This window comes from Streptomyces sp. NPDC004561 (assembly GCF_053602155.1).
Genome location: NZ_JBSGDB010000192.1, coordinates 1 through 15,771, shown reverse-complemented (window position 1 = coordinate 15,771; position 15,771 = coordinate 1). Strand labels below are relative to the sequence as shown.

The 15,771-nt window shown below is 66.5% G+C and carries 13 protein-coding genes and 1 pseudogene; 6 read left to right on the top strand and 8 right to left on the bottom strand.

The genetic code is table 11. The features are described from left to right. Positions 1-81, top strand: a pseudogene (locus ACWEN3_RS24075) (carboxymuconolactone decarboxylase family protein); the annotation flags it as partial. 434 nt (positions 82-515) lie between these two features. Here the strand turns inward: ACWEN3_RS24075 and ACWEN3_RS24070 are convergent. The 3 genes from ACWEN3_RS24070 to rsmI form a co-directional block, all read right to left on the bottom strand. Next, entirely contained in the window at positions 516-1,418 is a 903-nt protein-coding gene (locus ACWEN3_RS24070; protein ID WP_452974583.1) for a TatD family hydrolase, read from the bottom strand. A 47-nt stretch (positions 1,419-1,465) separates the two neighbouring features. Next, positions 1,466-1,897 carry a hypothetical protein gene (locus ACWEN3_RS24065; protein ID WP_452974581.1) on the bottom strand — a complete coding sequence of 144 codons (432 nt, stop codon included), beginning with the start codon at positions 1,895-1,897 and terminating at the stop codon, positions 1,466-1,468. A gap of 327 nt (positions 1,898-2,224) precedes the next feature. Next, entirely contained in the window at positions 2,225-3,073 is an 849-nt protein-coding gene (gene rsmI / locus ACWEN3_RS24060) for a 16S rRNA (cytidine(1402)-2'-O)-methyltransferase (RefSeq protein WP_452974578.1), read from the bottom strand. A gap of 105 nt (positions 3,074-3,178) precedes the next feature. On the opposite strand from rsmI, the gene ACWEN3_RS24055 reads away from it, so the two are divergent. Then, positions 3,179-4,927, top strand: a complete 1,749-nt coding sequence (locus ACWEN3_RS24055) for a dolichyl-phosphate-mannose--protein mannosyltransferase (RefSeq protein WP_452974576.1) — start codon at positions 3,179-3,181, stop codon at positions 4,925-4,927. A 126-nt stretch (positions 4,928-5,053) separates the two neighbouring features. Here the strand turns inward: ACWEN3_RS24055 and ACWEN3_RS24050 are convergent, their stop codons facing one another. Further along, positions 5,054-6,328, bottom strand: coding sequence for a NaeI family type II restriction endonuclease (locus ACWEN3_RS24050; RefSeq protein ID WP_452974573.1), 1,275 nt, complete (start codon positions 6,326-6,328; stop codon positions 5,054-5,056). Positions 6,329-6,544: 216 nt separating this feature from the next. On the opposite strand from ACWEN3_RS24050, the gene ACWEN3_RS24045 reads away from it, so the two are divergent. After that, positions 6,545-7,306, top strand: coding sequence for a hypothetical protein (locus ACWEN3_RS24045; RefSeq protein WP_452974570.1), 762 nt, complete (start codon positions 6,545-6,547; stop codon positions 7,304-7,306). 132 nt (positions 7,307-7,438) lie between these two features. Here ACWEN3_RS24045 and ACWEN3_RS24040 read toward each other — a convergent pair whose 3' ends face one another. Beyond that, positions 7,439-8,527 carry a DNA cytosine methyltransferase gene (locus ACWEN3_RS24040; RefSeq protein WP_452974567.1) on the bottom strand — a complete coding sequence of 363 codons (1,089 nt, stop codon included), beginning with the start codon at positions 8,525-8,527 and terminating at the stop codon, positions 7,439-7,441. Positions 8,528-8,660: 133 nt separating this feature from the next. After that, positions 8,661-9,590: an HNH endonuclease gene (locus tag ACWEN3_RS24035; RefSeq protein WP_452974565.1), complete on the bottom strand. Its 930-nt coding sequence runs from the start codon at positions 9,588-9,590 to the stop codon at positions 8,661-8,663. A 794-nt stretch (positions 9,591-10,384) separates the two neighbouring features. Here ACWEN3_RS24035 and ACWEN3_RS24030 point away from each other — a divergent pair. Then, on the top strand, positions 10,385-11,584 hold the full coding sequence (locus tag ACWEN3_RS24030) for a helix-turn-helix domain-containing protein (RefSeq protein ID WP_452974562.1): 1,200 nt from the start codon (positions 10,385-10,387) through the stop codon (positions 11,582-11,584). A gap of 38 nt (positions 11,585-11,622) precedes the next feature. After that, positions 11,623-12,282, top strand: coding sequence for a hypothetical protein (locus ACWEN3_RS24025; RefSeq protein WP_452974559.1), 660 nt, complete (start codon positions 11,623-11,625; stop codon positions 12,280-12,282). A gap of 201 nt (positions 12,283-12,483) precedes the next feature. On the opposite strand, the gene ACWEN3_RS24020 is transcribed toward ACWEN3_RS24025, so the two are convergent. Together ACWEN3_RS24020 and ACWEN3_RS24015 are read right to left on the bottom strand one after the other, a co-directional pair. Beyond that, the gene (locus ACWEN3_RS24020) at positions 12,484-12,738 is read right to left on the bottom strand and encodes a hypothetical protein (protein WP_452974556.1); all 255 of its coding nucleotides are present in this window, start codon (positions 12,736-12,738) and stop codon (positions 12,484-12,486) included. 175 nt (positions 12,739-12,913) lie between these two features. Continuing rightward, a complete protein-coding gene (locus ACWEN3_RS24015; protein WP_452974554.1) occupies positions 12,914-13,948 on the bottom strand; it encodes a protein NO VEIN domain-containing protein in 1,035 nt (344 codons plus the stop codon). Positions 13,949-14,430: 482 nt separating this feature from the next. Here ACWEN3_RS24015 and ACWEN3_RS24010 point away from each other — a divergent pair, with 482 nt between their 5' ends. Next, positions 14,431-15,636 carry a DNA sulfur modification protein DndB gene (locus tag ACWEN3_RS24010; protein WP_452974551.1) on the top strand — a complete coding sequence of 402 codons (1,206 nt, stop codon included), beginning with the start codon at positions 14,431-14,433 and terminating at the stop codon, positions 15,634-15,636. The last annotated feature ends 135 nt before the right edge of the window (positions 15,637-15,771 follow it).

Below are 15,771 nucleotides of genomic sequence, written 5' to 3'. Positions count from 1 at the left end.
ATGATCCGCCTGGACACCGCCGCCCGGCAGGGACTGGACCCCCGGCTGTACGAGCTGGTGAAGATCCGCGCCTGCGCCCTCGCCTCGTAGGCGGGCCGGTAGGCGTCGCCGTAACCGGCGCCGGACGCCACGCCGTACGCCACCGTCTCCGCGTCGTGCACGCTGCAGGCCGGCCTGTCCGCGTCGTACACGCCGTAGGCCGGCGTCGCGGCGTCGTGCACGCCGTAGGGCAGCGTGTCCGCGTCGTGCACGCCGTACGCGAGCGTCTCGGCGTCGTGGTCGACGGGCCACGCGTCGCCGGACCCGACGGGCGGCGGGGTGAACGGGCCGTACGCCTCATAGGTCTCGAACTGCGAGTTGCTCACGCCGGCACGCTCCAGAGGGCCAGAGGGGTCCCGATAGGGCCCCAGAACCTAGCGGAGGGCCGGTCACTCTCCAAAGCGGCACGACTACCCAAGGTCACGACAGGGCCAGAGTCGCACCCTCGTGAACGTTATCGAGCGGTTACGATCTCTCTACGCTCGGTAATCGAAGGCGCGCGCGGTGTTCGCGCCCAGGGCCGTCGCCAGCGCGTCCTCGTCGATGCCGCGCACGGCGGCCATCGCGCGCACCGTGACCGGAACGAGATAGGGGGCGTTGGGCCGTCCGCGGTACGGCGCCGGGGTCAGGAACGGCGCGTCGGTCTCCACGAGGACCAGTTCCAGCGGGGCGACGGCGAGGGCGTCGCGCAGGTTCTGGGCGTTCTTGAAGGTGACGTTGCCGGCGAAGGACATGAAGTAGCCCTCGCGGGCGCAGATCTCGGCCATCTCGGCGTCGCCGGAGTAGCAGTGGAAGACGGTCCGCTCGGGCGCGCCCTCCTCCTTCAGCACGCGCAGCACGTCGGCGTGGGCGTCGCGGTCGTGGATGACGAGCGCCTTGCCGTGCCGCTTGGCCATCTCGATGTGGGCGCGGAAGGACCGCTCCTGGGCGGCCTTGCCCTCGGGGCCGGTGCGGAAGTGGTCGAGGCCGGTCTCGCCGACGCCCCTGACGTGGGGCAGGGCGGCGAGCCGGTCGATCTCGGCGAGGGCCTCGTCGAGAGCCGCGTCGCCGCCCGGCCGGCGCGCGCCCTGCCGGGACCAGCCGTCGGGGTCGCCGTGGACGATGCGCGGCGCCTCGTTGGGGTGGAGGGCGACGGCGGCGTGCACGTTCCCGTACGCCGCCGCGGTCTGCGCGGCCCACCGGGAGCCGGCCACGTCGCAACCGACCTGGACGACCGTCGTGACCCCCACCGACGCGGCCTTCGCGAGGCCCTCCTCGACGGTGCCGGACTGCATGTCGAGGTGGGTGTGGGAGTCGGCGACGGGCACCCGCAGGGGTGCCGGCAGCGGCGGCGCCGCGTTCTTGTCGCCCTTGGGGCTCTGGCCGGCGTTCGAAGGCATGCCCCGATCCTACGGAAGAGGCACGCGATCGAACGTCTGCGCGGGCCTCAGCCCGCCTTGCGCTGGAAGGCGTGGAGGAGATCGGACAGATGCCAGTGGTGGTGCTCGCCGGACGCGGCGGCCTCGGTGGCGGACCCGGCCGCGGCCGGCACCTGCGGCACCTCGACCGGTCCGGCCTGCGGCGCGCTGTGGTGGTGCGACTGGGCCGCGCCACGGACCGACGAGACCTGCCCGGCGCGCATGATCCGCACGACATGGCCGTCGCAGTTCTGGCAGCCGGGCCGGCGCAACGGCGACGGCACGACCCGGCCGTCGGCCACGTACAGCACGAACTCGTGCCCGTCGGCGTCCGTGTGGTGCTCTATCTCGTACGACTGCTCCCAGCCGTGCCCGCATCGCATGCAGGCGAACGAATACGACTCGTGAACGACGGCTGAGGCCGTACCCCGAAGGCCGGTCTGCCCTGCGGTCTCACTCATGCCAGCTCCTCTTGTCCGCTGGACAAGCGCCCCGAAGCGGGGGTTCCCCCCGGAACCCCTGGGGCGAGGGACGGGTGCGTCCCTTTGACCAGTGGACGCTTCCCCCGGCGCGAATGCATCCGGCCTGTCGACTGTTGGAGGCGATTTGGGCCTTCCTTGCCAAAACACCCCCGTTCGGCACGGCCGGGCTTTGCCATCGGCGACAGCCTTTTGCCGGCCCATGGGGCATTCGCTCACCCGAGAACGCCCCTGCTCAGAGGGCATTTCAGCCAGCCGGGCCCGGCCGCGGCGGCCGTACCTCACAGTGCGTCGCCGAACACGCTCCGTTCACTCACCCGAACGCTTCGCGGCCACCACGGCGTCGAAGACCACCCGCTTCGGCAGCCCCGCCTCCGCCGCCACGGCCGCGATGGCCTCCTTGCGGCGCTCGCCCGCCTCCTCGCGCACCCGGACCCGGCGGACCAGCTCCCCGGCGTCGAGTTCCTCGGGCCCGGCCTCGGGGGCGCCCTCGACCACGACGGTGATCTCCCCTCGGACCCCCTCGGCGGCCCACTGCGCCAGCTCGGCCAGCGGGCCGCGCCGTACCTCCTCGTACGTCTTGGTCAGCTCCCGGCAGACGGCGGCCCGCCGGTCCGCGCCGAAGACCTCTGCCATGGCGGCGAGGGTGTCGTCGAGCCGGTGCGGCGCCTCGAAGTAGACCAGCGTGCGCCGCTCCCCCGCGACCTCCCGCAGCCGGGACAGCCGCTCCCCGGCCTTGCGCGGCAGGAAGCCCTCGAAGCAGAACCGGTCGACGGGCAGCCCGGACAGGGCGAGCGCGGTGAGCACGGCGGACGGCCCGGGCACGGCGGTGACCCGGACGTCCTTCTCGACGGCGGCCGCGACCAGCCGGTATCCGGGGTCGGAGACCGAGGGCATGCCGGCGTCGGTCACGAGCAGCACGCGCGCGCCGCCGAGCAGGTCCTCGACCAGCTCGGGCGTGCGGGCCGCCTCGTTGCCCTCGAAGTACGACACCACGCGGCCCTTGGGCGTGACGCCCAGCGCCTGGGTGAGCCGGCGCAGCCGCCGGGTGTCCTCCGCGGCGACCACGTCGGCGCCCGCCAGCTCCTCGGCGAGCCGGGGCGGCGCGTCCGCGATGTCGCCGATGGGGGTACCTGCCAGGACAAGGGTTCCAGTCACACGCCCATCCTCGCAGGGCTCCGGAGGCTGGAGGAAAACGACGGCATCCCCGTCCTTACCGCACATGCACGGGACTCCCACAGAACGGTTCCCTACGATGGCGCGGTGACCAGTACCGCGTCCTCCATGGACCTCCGGCAGGGCCAGGCGCCGCACGACCGGCGGCCGTCGTGGCAGCAGCGGCTGCGCCGATTCGGGTACGTACCGGCGAAGGACGCGCCCTCGGGCGACGTACGGGACCGGTTGGCGCCCCCCTATGTCCAGCCGAGTCCCCGGCTGTGGCAGACCCTCGGCGCGTCGCCCGTCCTGGCCGAGCGGATCACACGCTGGGCCGGCTGGGGCGGGCCGCTGCTGGTGACGCTGATGGCGGGCCTGATGCGGTTCTGGAACCTGGGCAGCCCGCGCGCGGTGATATTCGACGAGACGTACTACGCCAAGGACGCGTGGGCGCTCGTGCACCGCGGGTTCGAGGTCAACTGGGACAAGAACGCCAACGACCTGGTCCTCCAGACGCACGGCCACCTCGCGATCCCGACGGACGCGGCCTATGTCGTGCACCCGCCGGTCGGCAAGTACGTGATCGGCCTCGGCGAGCTGATGTTCGGGTTCGACCCGTTCGGCTGGCGGTTCATGACCGCGCTGCTGGGGACGCTCTCCGTGCTGCTGCTGTGCCGGATCGGGCGCCGGATGTTCCGCTCGACGTTCCTCGGCTGCCTGGCGGGTGCGCTGATGGCGGTGGACGGCCTGCACTTCGTGATGAGCCGGACCTCGCTGCTCGACGGCGTGCTGATGTTCTTCGTGGTGGCCGCGTTCGGCTGTCTGCTCGTCGACCGGGACCGGTCACGGGAGAGACTGGCCGCCGCCCTGCCCGAGGACCCCGACGGGCGGGTCCGACCGGACGAGCGTGTCGCGGACACCTTCCGGTTCGGTCTGCGCCCCTGGCGCTGGGCGGCCGGGCTGATGCTGGGCCTGGCCATCGGCACGAAGTGGAACGGCCTGTACATCCTGGTCGCGTTCGCCGTGATGGCGGTGCTGTGGGACGTCGGCGCGCGCAAGGTGGCCGGCGCCCGCCACCCGTACGCCGCGGCGCTCAAGTACGACACCGGCATCACGTTCCTGGCGACGGTTCCGGTGGTGATCGCCGTCTACCTGCTGTCCTGGACCGGCTGGATCCTGTCCCCGACCGACGGCACCGGCGGCTACTTCCGCAACTGGGCGGCCACCGACGGCAGGGGCGGCAGCTGGACCTTCCTGCCGGACTGGCTGCGCAGCCTGTGGCACTACGAGCACGAGGTGTACAAGTTCCACGTCGGCCTGACGTCCCCGCACACCTACCAGTCCAACCCGTGGAGCTGGATCGTGCTGGGCCGCCCCGTGTCGTACTTCTACGAGTCGCCGAACCCGGGCGCCGACGGCTGCCCGGCGGACGCGGGCCAGAAGTGCGCCCGTGAGGTGCTGGCGATCGGCACTCCGCTGCTGTGGTGGGCGGCCTGCTTCGCGATCCTGTACGTGCTGTGGCGCTGGGCGTTCCGCCGCGACTGGCGGGCCGGCGCCATCGCCTGCGGGATCGCCGCCGGGTACCTGCCCTGGTTCCTGTACCAGGAGCGGACGATCTTCCTCTTCTACGCGGTCGTCTTCCTGCCGTTCCTGTGTCTGGCGGTGGCCATGATGATCGGCGCGATCGTCGGCCCGCCCGGCTCCGGCGACACCCGCCGGGTGGTCGGCGCGTCGGCGGCCGGTGTGCTGGTCCTGCTGATCGCCTGGAACTTCATCTACTTCTGGCCCCTCTACACCGGCACCGCGATCCCGATCGACTCCTGGCGGTCGCGGATGTGGCTGGACACCTGGGTTTAGCTGGGCGGACGCAGCAAGACGGCCCGGCAGGACGCCGGGCCGCCCTGGTCGTTGTTGGTCGTCTGAGGTCGTCACCGGCCGCCCTCAGACGGCCCGGAGACGGCCCGGTTGGCGCGGTCGGCAGATTTACAGCGGGCTCCGTTCATCGCCTTCGACCTGCGGCGTTCCGTGTGCCGCCCTTGGCTGGGGGACGCCTGGGGAAACCAGAGCCAGGTCAAGGTGCTGCTCATCGATCTTTAGCTTGTCATGAAGATCGGGTGCTGGATGGAGCAGCGGCTCATCTTCGCGAGCGCGCGCCCAGCGCTGGCCGTCCAGTGAGAACTTTGGTCGCGCATCGTCATGTGAGACAGGAACAAGGCGGGTAGAGATCCACTCGCCCTTGATCGGTACCGGCAATCTGAGCGCACGGGCGACGTGCGGGTGTGGTCGTGAGTGACCCAGCACGACGATGCCTTCCGGACGCAGGCGTATACGTGCGTCTCGGGCTCGCTTCGGCGAATCGTCCTGCTGGCCGACGGTCAACACGGTTTGTCTTCCAACGAGCTGGTCCTGCACCTCACGGAATAGCTGATTCATCCGCTCCTGGCCCGATGAGGATCGACCTGGCGGTGCAGTGAGAATCCTTTCGCGTGTTTTGGGATCCAGGTGGCGGAGCAGGTTTGTCGGCAGATCTGTCTGGAGCCCGCCCCAGAGCCAGTAGACCTCGGACTTGGCGCCGTCGGAGAGCTTGCGCTTGTTGTCTCGGTTGTATGCACGGACGCGATCACCGTTTGCACCCCGCTCCTTCTTCCAGCGCAGGCGCTCGTCGGTGATCCGCACGATGCCGACGGCCCACTCCTTCGTGTCGTCGTTCATCCAGGTCAGGACGGCAGCATGGTCGGCACGGCCACTCCGCTCGCCGTGGTCGGCGCACAGATACATCTCCATCGGTATTTCCCAGCCGCCGAGATCCTTGGAGAACTTGCAGTCGATGTCGAGGCCAGCGATGGACCAGTCGAGGTCTGCACCGTTGTCGATGGCGAACTCCTTGGTGAGGTTCACCTCGACGGCCGTGCCGAGATACGTCTTCTCGGTCTTCGTCAGGTGCTGGTACGCCCATCGTCCCGTCCGCTGGCCATCGAGCAGCTCATCGAGGGAGTCGCGGAGCGCCCATCGGAAGCGCTCTCGCGCCTCTGGCTGGTTGTAAAACCAGCCCACGAACGGGGCTAGGTCATCGGGGGCTTGTTGCGTAAGACTGGACTGGATGCGCCACTCGCGCGGCATCTTGCTCATGGCCTCACGCGGGAGATCCCAGGTGCGGTACGAGTTGCGGCGCGAGTGCTTCGCCGCCAACGCTCGCGACTCCTGCATGCCAGCCTGAGCAGCATCCTGCGGGAACGGCAGACCCATCTGTATCGTCACGCACTGAAGTCTGGCAGCAGGCACTCAGTCGGGTTCGACGAACCTCACCCCGGCGGGCACGGTCGTCAATCGGCGAGAGCCGCATCCTCGACGTGTGCGGCAAGGGGTCCAGCCGTGACGCCGAGGCGGTCAGCACCGAATGGCGCTCCGGCCCGCAGGATCACCCGGGCCGCTGCACCTGGGAGGCGGAGCGCCAGAGTTCGGCATGATGTGCCGGTGGACGTGTGGAGGTACTTCGAGAAGAACCCCGAGATAGCCGCTGCCCTGGTGGCGGCCATCGCCGTCATCGCTGGCGTGGTCGGTGCGAAGATACAGGCAAATGCCGGTAGAGCTCAGGCGGCAGCAGCTCGTGAGGCGGCGGAGATCGCGGCGGAGGCTCAGCGGGTGGCGGCGCTGTGGACCGTCCGTCAGAAGCAGGTCGCCGAGCTGATACGGAGCGCCAACAGCCTGTATCAGAAGTGCAGCCGCCTATGGAACGTTGAAAACGAGGAGCTAGCGGATCAAATAGGTGAGACTTCCGAGGAGATGTCCTTGCTGTGGGCGGAGGTGCGTCTCATCGTCACGAAGGACGTCGCGAAGGCAGCGGGCGAGCTGACGCATGCTGCGACCAACTTCGAAGTTACGACTCACCATTACGCCCCCGTCCTGCATGCCAGACAGGCACTGGCTCAGCTCACCATCGATGGTGACGACCGAGCAGCCGAGATAGCCCGAATCCTTGGATGGGGTGAAGGAGACCCAAGCCGGTCGGAGGCGCTCAGTAATCTCGTGCCAGGGCTGTCTGACGAGCACGTCTATTATCTGGTTGCCAACCATGACAAGTCGGATGACTACATCCGGAACCTGCGGTCCAGTGACAGGCGGAAGTTCCACGCAGCTCTGAATACACTCGTTCACGAGGCTCGCACCATGCTGCGGTCCGAGGAAGACGTCACCCCGGTCCCCCCTCAGTATCGCTGGTGGTGGCGAGCGGCGTAGTCCCTGCCGGAGCTTCGCACGTTCGGCATGATGATGTGCCGTTACCGCCGCCCGCGAGACGCTGAGGTCCGAGGAGGACGTGGCCCCGGCGGCTCCAGTGCCCCAGCAGCGCCACCGATGGCGGCCTGAACGCTATGCCCCCACCAGCACCTCATCGTCAGGCGCGGACACGGCTTGCGCCGGCAGACGGCGCCACCAATCAAGCTTCGCCAGAAGCTCCTCACTCGGAGGAGACCAGTCGAATGCGGCGCTCAAGACGTGAACCGCCAGCCGCGGCGGAACTGCGTTTCCGATCTGCTGTCCGATGTCGCGACCAGACCATGGGTAGTCGGCAGGAAACGTCTGAAGACGTCCGGCCTCGGAGTGGTTGAACCGGTCCAGTTCGGTTCCGTCGAGGGAGACGACACGGTTGCGGCGAATCTTGCCAGTCACAGTGGCAGAGGGCTGGTACGAGGACCTGCGCCCACGCAGTTTTGGGTCACCGCCGGTTCCGTAATTCGAGATGACTTCGAAGGGCGTTCCTCGATCGATTACGTCGCCCATGGTGCGCCAGGGCTCCTTCGACGCGTCGCCGGCGTCACGCGGGACCCCCTTGCGGTAGGTCCGATGGGTAGGGGCGGGCAGCTTCACGTCGTGCTCCCCCTTGCGCGCGATCAGTACCGCCCGCTTCCGCGTCTGCGGAACGCCGTAGGCCTCCGTGAGCAAGAGTCCATAGTCAACCGAGTAACCCTCGTTCCGGAGAGCTCGGGCGTACGCCTCCCATACAGGGAGCACCGCAGGCACCTGCTCAAGGACGATCGCCTCGTAGGGCTTCTTCTGCACATCGATGGCTTCCAAGATCCATCGAAGGGGTTCCAGGACGAGGCCAGTCCGCTCGTCATCGAGGTTCGCGAGATCACTGACGATCTGCTCGCGGTCGACGCGAGCCGTCATTTGGTCAACAAATTTGAGGACGTCATCGAGGGCCTTACGGCCCGCCCCATTGCCTGCGACTGTGAACGTCTGGCAGGGCGGGCCACCGGCGAGCACGTCTGCGTCCGGGAAGTCGGCCGGACCGTAGCGCCGCACGTCGTCCTGGACTGTGGCCAGGCCAGCAGCGATGCGGGTCTCGCAGGCGTCCGCATCCCATTCAATGCCGATCGTGGGCACTCCCAATTTCTCAGCAGCCACGTCCACGCCACCAGGGCCGGCGAACAAGTCGACGATCTTGACTGGTTGCACGTGATCTCCAGAGCATCAGGGTGGCGTTCCAAGCGCCGCACTTTGCAGTGCAGCGCTCTGGGAGCGTACCTGTGACCACTGACAACCCAGTGCTGTGTCGGTCTCCCGCGGCTCGACGGACTTGTATGACGTTCTAGACGTCTCGCAGGTCTGCCTCGTACTCCGGGTTGAGCAACTCATCCTTCGGGGCACCCCCCATGAGGGCGTGCCGTCCCCCGTGGCACTGAATGCAGAGCGTGATCAGATTCTCCTCGTCGTTCTTGCCGCCCTTGTGCACTGGCAGAACGTGATGAATCTGTAGCGAGGCACCCTGCGCTGGAGTCCGCCCGCAGTCCTGACAGGTGCGCTTGTCTCTGTCGAGGATCTTGTAGCGAAGCTTGATCGCCTCTCGGACGCGCGGCGGCCGCTTCTCCAGCGTCGGGAGCCTGTACGACCCTGGCGGAAGGGTCGGATCATCGACGTTGGAGATGATCTGCCAGCCCTCTTCTTCCAGCTCACGCAGACGACGCGGCCACTCTTGAATCTTGGCCACGTAGGCGAGCTGCTCCTTGTCTGCGGGGCGTGGGGAGATCGCCTGGAGGTAGTGGAGGAGCCTGGCGCGGCCAGCAGCATCCTTACCTCCGGGCTTCTTGAGCGTTCGTGCTTCCTTGGCCACTCGCCAGCGGTCCGCCAGGTCCTCATCCGGTTCGTCCGCCGTCAGCCGGTAGTGGTCATAGGGAAGGTCATCGCGGGTGACGCCAGATTCGACCGGCCAGCCAAACTCCACTCGCAGTTCCCGCACTCGCCTAGCCCACTCCACAATGCCCGAGACGCCGGCGAGATGATCGGCCGGCACCGGTTCGCCCACATGGCGACGCAGGTAGAGCAGTATGGCCTCGCGCGCCGACGCGATACCAAGGCCCTTGTTCGCTTCGTTCAGTCCGTCGCGGAGACGGGCCGACAAGCCCCCCAGCTCCGCAGCAAACTCCAGCCATGCTTCCCTACCGACTGTGGCGTCCTCAGCTCGTTCCAACACCTCCAGGTACTCACTGGCGGCGACTCGCATGTTCGAGATCGCTTGCACAGAGCGTGCTTCGCCCTTAGATGGCATGTACCCCCCTGGCATCTTGATCGCTGGCGCAGCGTACGACAGCAGAGCCGACCTACGGGCGAGGATGCAGTTGGGCATCTGGGCTTGCCCAGCCAGCACGCCACAAGCACGCGGCAGACAGCTGCGCACTCGTCATGGTCATTGGCTACCGCTGCCCCCCTGCCTAGGACTGCCGACCCACCCTGGGTCGGGAGCCCAGCAGTCTTACAGCGCCCCCCCACGGATTGCCCACCTTTGCTGGCGCTGGCCCTACTCATTGCTGCAGCCTGGCTCCCCCGGAGTCCACCCCTACCTTCTGGCAAGAGAGTGGCACGCTCCGTTGGCAGCCGCTTCACGCCCCTCAATGGGAGGCAAGGAATGGCGCTTCGCTGGACCGCAAGGCCGCAGCGCGCCGGCCTCCCCCGTCCCAAACGCTGCCTGCGCCAGCGACGACGAACGACCCCGACAGTCCTGCCGCATCGCTGCTGCTAACGGTGGGCGCTGGTGCCAGCGCCAATGGAGCCAGAGTGACGGCAGTCTGTCTCTGCGGCCAGGTGTCCTGCGTTTTTCATTGAGGAAGGCGTTGAGTCACCCAGCCGCCCCAATGGCGCGCGCCAGGTCTTGCAGCCCGAGGCTTTGGCGAACCTGCAGGTCAGACGGGAGGTCCCAGGGCCGCTCGCCCTGTGGCCCAATGCGGGCGGAGGGCGCTCTTGTCAGTGGATGGTGATACACATACCACTGGCCATCGTGAATCAGGTCAGTAGAATAGATTCAGAAGGAGGTGCTACGTGGATCTCGTGCTTGTGGGGGAGCGGATCCGCCGCGAACGTGAGCGCGCTGGACTCAACCAGCGTGAGCTCGCAGCACGCGCCCAGCTCTCCCAACCGACCCTGACTCGCATCGAGAACGGCGCTCGCTCCAACGTAACTCTCGTTGAGCTAGATCGTCTCGCGGTTGCGCTCGACATCCCTGTGCGACTGCTGACCAGCGGTGACCCTGTGCGCCAGAGGGTGCAGATCGCAGCGAGAATCAACGAAACGGTTGCGACGGAGCGCGAGGAAGCGCTTCGGCGCACCCTTGGAGTACTAGAGCTTGACGCTCGCCTGGACAAGCTTGGGGCGCAGGCGACACAGCAACGGAAGCCCGAGGGCCGCCTGCCCCTGCCGGATGAGGATCTACCGCGGGAGCAGCAAGCTAGGGAGCTAGCTCATCGGGTGCGAGCGGCGCTCAATCTAGGCTGTGCACCCATTGCTGACGTGGATGAGTTGATCGAGCAGCTCACCGGAGTGGACACAGCAGTCCTAAACCTGCCGAGGACGGCAGACGGGTTCACCGCCACGGATCCAGTACGCGAGACGACTCTAATTGCCGTTCGTGTATGTGATGTGCCAGAAAGGCAGCGGTTCAGTTTTGCTCACGAGCTTGGGCACCTGCTGTGGAGCGATGGCACCCAAGTGCATGAACTAGACGGTGCAAGAACACCAGGTGAGAAACGAGCTGATGCTTTCGCCCGCCACCTCTTGGCCCCAGAGGAAGGTATTAAAGCGTGGCTCTCCAGTGAGCGTTCTCCCACAAAGGACGGGATCAGCGAACGTACTGCTGCCCTCCTGGCTCGGCACTTCCGGGTGAGCTTCCCCGTCATTCTCATTCAGCTGGAATCAATGGGGATAATTACGGCCGAGCAAAAGAAGGAGCTCTGGGGGCCAACGGGGGCTCAGTTGGCTCAGCGGTATGGCTGGGGCCCTGCGTATGAGCAGGAGCAAGAGGCAGCCCAAGCTGTGCGGGCACCTCGACGCATCCTTGAGCGCGCCGTCGAGGCGTACCGGCAGAACTTTATTGGGGTCCGCGCCTTGGCTATGCTTGAAGGTCGCAAACCGGAGGAAGCCGAGGAAAAGCTTCGAGAGGCTGGGATAATCCCCAACCCGCCGCGTCCCAAGCGCGCCAATCTTTCCCGGTTGGTTGCGCGCGGTCGAGCAAAGGACGAGTAGAGTAGTCTCGGCGGAGGGACGTCGAAGGGTGGGGGGGCTTGCCCAAGAAGCGCGAGGATGCATCCGAAGAAGCTGCTTCGCCGGAGCAGCGAGAGTCGGTTTGCATCCTGGATGCGGTCATTTGTGTGCATTTCGTGGGGGCCAACCTCCACCGACTGCTCGTGGACGTTCTGGAGAAGGCCGAGTTGACGCTCCTCGTACCTCAGGAGGTCTGCGATGAAGTGGCTCGCAAGGACCGGAAGTATCGCGGGCTGAAGCTCCGCTGGAGCCGGCTGGAGCGGAGTCAGCACGTCCGGGTTCTCCCTGCCCTTGAGGCCCGGACGGCACCCACCCGCGTGGTTGAAGTGTTTGAGGACGTGCGCGGACGTCAGCTCGAAGATGCATTACGGGAATCCAAAGATCTGGGTGAAGCGGTCGTAGTGGCGCATGGAGTGCACTTCCAGGATCAAGGTCACGAGGTGCTCGTTGCAATCGACGACCAGGGTGGTCAAGCCCTTGCAGCCGAGCGTGATCTTGAAATCATCACGGTAGAAGACGTCCTCGTGATGGCCATTGAGTTTGGACACTTCCCGATTGAGGGAGACTTGAAAAGGATTTACGAAAAGCTGCGGGGCTTTGGTGACGGCCTCCCCCCTTACGCACGCACCCAGCTGAGCATCTCGTACAAGGAGTGGCGAGAGTCACCCGCCAGCCGTTGAGCGAGCTCTCCCGCACGGCGGTGCTGCGGCGCCTCTGTGCGGACATGGAGGGATGAAACCCGCGCCAAGCCGACTCGACCATTGGCTTGCGGGGTCTGATACACGATGGGGTGACATCTGAACCGGCTTGCTTGTCGGGCGGGCGGGAAGGATGCCGAGATCGGCGACCGGCCGCAGTACCGATTGTCCGCACAGTCGGTGTCACTTCTCCTTCTTCGCAACCTCGACAGCAGCCCAGACGGCGCCAGCAGCGGCGATGAGGACCGCCACGATTAGGTAGGGGGATGCGGCGTCCTGGCAACCGGGATATCTGTGGAACGCAGCAGAGAGTGCGGGCCCACAGGGAATGGTTGTTTCCGTCTCTTCACCAACAAGACCCGTCATCGTAGTGAAGGAAACGGGTAGCAGAGCGACGATGAGAGCGATAGCGCCTGTGGCGATGGCGATGATCGTCACGCGAGTCCTGGCGGGCATCGGCGTTCCTTCTGTGGAGGCGTCAACTTGCGTTGATACCACACGGTAGGGGCCTACAGAAATGACCCGGACCACCGGTTACCGGGCCCGCATCCACCTCAACCGCCGACCCGGGCCCGGTCCTCCTCATGCAGAGAACCGGCGATTGCGGCGGCGGCTACCGCTGCGGGCGCTCCGCCCGTCCGCCCTCCGGCAAGGGGTAGCGGTAGGCGGTAGCCACAAGCTCCTCACGCCTCGGCGCCCAGTCAGCCCACGTGCGCCAACGCCCGCCATGACAGCGGAGGTCTTCGTCAAGATCAATCTGATCTATCACTATCAGGTGGGTGCTGACACCTTCAGCGTGGCGGACCTCGCCTTCCGTGAGGTCGATTGCCTCCCGGCTGGTGGTGCTGCCTTTCACCTCAATGTGCGTCTCAGTTCCGTCTCTTCGGACGGTGATATCCCATGGCGAGCGGTCACCGACGTCTTCCGCTTCGTAGCCCAGTGAACGGTAGTGATCGAGCACCAGATCCATTGCGTAGCGTTCCACGGCCCGTCGTCGTCGGGCGTCTTGCTGCCTCCCATACCCGGTGGCCCCTGCCGGCTTGGTCCGGGATGTGGATGGACTGTCAGGTACGTCTGGTTCATGAGGTTCAGAGATGGCTGTCTGGCGCAGCTCCAGCAGCTCAGGAAGCTCCTCGACCAACGCTTTGGGCAGTTTGGTGAGATAGCCCTGCGCTGCTCGAAGAGGCCGGGTCTCGGACAAGGCGAAGGGGAAGTAGACCGGACCTTCGACTGACTCTGTGAGGTGGTCGCGCAGCGACCGGATGCGAGATTCGATCTCCCGCAGACGTGCCTGTGTGACCGGCTGTTTCAACTGCCGGTACCCGCCCAGCGGCGCCTGCCAGGCAGCCTCTGGTTCCGACGCATTCCTTTGGCGGCCGTACGTACCCCGGCTCTGCCACGTGATAGTGGACGCGAACGGCTCGCCCAGCACGTGGGAGTAGCCAACGACACCCGGCCCATGGTTCTTGTCCCAATGCAGGACCAGGTCTCCAGGCCGCACCTCACGGACCAGGGCGTACGACCAGTACTCCCCACCCTGGTCGTTGACCTGCGGCGCAAGCAGATTGGTGCCGATATCGTCGCGGTTTGTGATCTCCAGCCAGTAACGTTCGCTCGGATCTCGTCTCCACCACCGGTTTACAGGCATGCCCCCACCCCGACTATCGACTTGGCTGATTGACGATCATGCCAGGCGCAACCGTCACCACGGGGCGGAATGCGGCCTCCGCCCCGGCAACCAGGGCCCGATGACGGGCTTCGGTACTGGCGGCCCTCGCGGTGGCCTTCGTGACGATCGTTTCCTTGCAGAGAGAGTGGACCAGCACTCGACAGATCTACAGCGGGCTCCACCCAGCGTGTACGACCTGCGGTTTTCGTGCAGCACACCGTCGCCGGGGGCCGGGTGGGGGCAGCGGGACCCCAACTCCGTCACCCCTCCGCCAGCCCGTCACGCCCTGAGCTGTCAGCCGATACACCGGCGTGAGTCCTACGGCAGCCGAAGGGCACACAGAGCATCCGATGCCACGTAGCGCCTATCTGTACGCTGCAATCACAGTTGCCTACGTGAAAAATCTCGCGTAGCTTCCTCGGTATCGGACGTAACCAACGTCCGCAAGTAAAGGAAGCAACGTGGAAGAGAGCACGGAGGCCGGTGGCGCGGCCGCTACGCCGTCGCGGCCGAAGATCCCCTACGGGCGCGTCGCCTACCCGGCCATCGGCTACAAGATGGGCAGCCGGCAGATGGTGACCACCGTGATGAGCCCGGTCACCTACGTCGGTACCGTCGGCGACCGCGAGAATTGGGACCCGCTGCAGGGGACCGGCACCAACCGCAAGGAGGACAAGAACCACCGGCAGGCCATCGCCAAGTACATCGAGGAGACGGAGGACTACGTCCTCAACTCGGTTCTGGTGTACTACAGCCCGGACGACGCCGAGTTCGTGGCGGACGACCCCGAGGCGCCGATCAGCATGGGTACGCTCTACGTGCGGCCGGGAGCGAAGGCCAAGGTGGGCGACGGCGGTCACCGCACCTCTGCCTTCGGCGACGTCATCGAGGCCCACCGTCACGGTGACGACGTCCTCCGTCGGCTGCAGGAGAACGGCCAGCCGGTGAACGTCGTACTGGACGACGACCAGGCGCGTCGGGCACAGGACTTCACCGACCTGCAGCAGAACGCCAAGCCGCTTAACGCCTCGATTGCGCAGTCGATGGACCGCCGTCAGGCGATCAACAAGATGCTGCTGGAGGAGGTACTCAAGGGCGGGCGGGTGCCGGTCTTCGAGGGGGGCAAGCGGATCGAGTTCCTCACTGACTCGCCCGGCAAGCTCTCGCCGAAGCTGACGGGGTTCAAGACCCTGCGGTACGCCACGGGCACGCTGCTGGTCGGGACCGGTCCCCGTTCGTCCCGGGCCTGGGACGAGGCCGTCGCGGTCGAGATCGCCACCACCGGTCATGACGACTCGCTCCAGAAGATGATCGATTTCTGGACCGGGTTCGGCACGTTGCCCGACGTGGTCACGGCCCTGTCGGTCCCGAGCGGGATGGTCAAGCTGCGCGAGACCACGTGGCTCACCAGCGCCAATGTCCTGTACGCCCTGGCCGCAGCCGTGCGTGAGGTCACCCACGGCACCAACGTGACCATCGAGCAGGCAATGAAGGCGGCCGCCGCGATCGACTTCACCCGGGCCGGCACTACCTTCCACGGCACCCTTGTCGAGCCGGCCAAGTACGACGAGGACGGCAACCTGGAGGCCAAGGAGAAGGCCCTGACCGGCCGCGACGCCTGGGAGGGCGCCGCGGAGAAGCTGGCCGCCAAGATGCGGCAGAGCTAACGCGGCCAGCCGGGCCAGCTGAGGCCGTCACTGAAGTGGGACATGGGGCTGTTCGTGGTTTCAGAACCAACACAGTGGACGCGAGCAACTGAGGACAAGCCCTCGGCCTATTAGTACCGGTCACCTCCACCAGTT

What these genes read in the sequence shown, in the direction of transcription:
- ACWEN3_RS24070 (WP_452974583.1), bottom strand. Translation starts at nt 1,418, where the DNA reads ATGCCTTCGAACGCCGGCCAGAGCCCCAAGGGCGACAAGAACGCGGCG.
- ACWEN3_RS24065 (WP_452974581.1), bottom strand. Translation starts at nt 1,897, where the DNA reads ATGAGTGAGACCGCAGGGCAGACCGGCCTTCGGGGTACGGCCTCAGCC.
- ACWEN3_RS24015 (WP_452974554.1), bottom strand. Translation starts at nt 13,948, where the DNA reads ATGCCTGTAAACCGGTGGTGGAGACGAGATCCGAGCGAACGTTACTGG.